The following is a 1,930-nucleotide window of genomic DNA, read 5'->3' as shown; positions in this document are numbered from 1 at the left end:
CCCGGCGCTGGCCAGGCGGCTACCGGGGCGCCCGGCCAATGCGCGGCGGAAATCAGCCGCAGCGCCGCCATTGTCACCCTGTTTCAGCCGCAACTGGCCCGACAACACAGCCACCGGGATCGGCCAGAGCGGCGGCTCGCTATAGGGAAGCCCGGCTTCGACCTGCTCGGCGCGGCGATACTGGCGCAAGGCCTCTTTTGGCTTTCCTTCGGCCGCAGCAATACGTCCGCGGGCCACGCGTTCGACAAGTGCCGCCAGCGTCCGGTCGTCTTGCGACGGGTATCCGATCTGGCTCAGCGCGGCCTGCAATGCCCGCACTTCGGTCTTTGCCGACACTGTATCGCCCAGCATGGCATGGGCCTCGGCACGGACGCCGTGCCAGGTCAGCCGCATTCGCAGCAGGCGTTTATCGGGCGCGGGCAGGGCCAGCAGTTCGGCAGCGGGCAGAAAATGGCTTCGGGCCAGCAGCGCCGTGATCAGCCGCATTTCAAGCCAGGGCGATGTCGTGACCTTGTCCGGATCGACGGCCCCCTCAAGCGCCGTCGCCGCTGCCAATGCCGCCGTGCGGTCGCCGGTCTGGGTGGCCGACGACAGGATGAAATGGGTGTGATGGTTGAAATAGCCATAGTTTTTCGGGTCATCGCCGACCTTGCGGGCATAGGATTCATCTGCTGCAACGGCGCGCTGGTTGGCAGCGATCGCCTCGTCGAACCGGCCGATATTGTACCAGGTGTGGCTCGGCATGTGCACCATGTGCGGTGCAGCCGGCGCCAGTCCTTCGAGACGGGCAGCGGGGCCAGCGGCGCGTGCCGGATTGGCCGATGCCTCGGTCAGATGAATGAGCAGATGGATCGCCTGCGGGTCATTCGGCGAACGCGCCAAGACGCGGTCAACCAGCTCCAGTGCCGTGCCGGCACGCTTTTTGGGCACGGTGCCGCCGGGTTTCCAGTAATCCCATGGCTGGCTGGTCATGATGGCCTCGGTGGCCAGGATTGCCACCAGATCGTCGCCGGGCCAACGCGCCACCAGCCCGGTCATGGTGTCGGCATACAGGTCGCCGTGCACACCGTCCTGCCGGCCGCCGGGTGCGTGCCGGGCATGCACGGCCTCGGCCAGCGCACGGTCCCGTTCCGACAGGCGGTTGCTCGCCAGCGTGCGGGTGGTAGCTGCCCGCGCCTCGGCAATCACGGCTGCACCGACAGGCCCGCTGTTGACATAGGGGCCAAGCGCCAGCGCCTCGCCCCAACCGCACATTGCGCAATCCGGATCGATTGCGGCAGCCCGCCGAAAGCTTTTGAGCGCCTCGTCATAATCAAAGCCGAACAACTGCCCAAGGCCCTGATCGAAGAACGCCTGTGCCTCGGCAACGCTGCTGGCAGGCATATGCGCCGGTGTCAGGCCGGCAACCAGCACGGCCTTGCTGGCCGAAGCCGCCGCGCCGGCGCCCTCGCCGGTCATGCAATTGTTGGCGGCAACGGCCTTGGCCAGCGCCGCATCAGCAGGCGAAACCGGCGGGCTGGCGGGCGCAGCCAGCGCGGTAGCTGCGGACAGGGCGAGTATGAAGCGAATGGCCATGCCGCCATCGTGAAACAGGCGGCTGCCATTGGCAACCGCCTGTCATGTGTTCACTGCAATCGGCAGCGGATCAAACGTCGAGGAACGAGCGCATCTTGCGCGACCGCGACGGGTGCTTGAGCTTGCGCAGCGCCTTGGCTTCGATCTGGCGGATGCGCTCGCGGGTAACGCTGAATTGCTGGCCGACTTCTTCCAGCGTGTGGTCGGTGTTCATGCCGATGCCGAAACGCATGCGCAGCACGCGCTCCTCGCGCGGCGTAAGCGAGGCCAGCACACGGGTGGCGATTTCATTGAGGACAAGAACGCCGTCATCCCAGTCGATGCCGCCATTCATGCCAACCTCAAGGAAACCGTC

The 1,930-nt window shown here is 66.4% G+C and carries 2 protein-coding genes; both read right to left on the bottom strand.

Annotated elements, in window-relative coordinates:
* Window positions 1–1,575, bottom strand: a 1,575-nt coding sequence (locus tag RMQ73_RS04900; RefSeq protein ID WP_310496942.1) for a hypothetical protein, incomplete at its 3' end; no start/stop codon positions are given.
* Window positions 1,576–1,645: 70 nt separating this feature from the next.
* Window positions 1,646–1,930, bottom strand: a 285-nt coding sequence (locus RMQ73_RS04895) for a sigma-70 family RNA polymerase sigma factor (protein WP_310496940.1), incomplete at its 5' end; no start/stop codon positions are given.

It is taken from the genome of Sandarakinorhabdus sp. (assembly GCF_031430775.1).
Classification (GTDB): Bacteria; Pseudomonadota; Alphaproteobacteria; order Sphingomonadales; family Sphingomonadaceae; genus Sandarakinorhabdus.
Note: the sequence above shows the minus strand (reverse complement) of the source record. Positions and strands in the feature narration are given on the sequence as shown.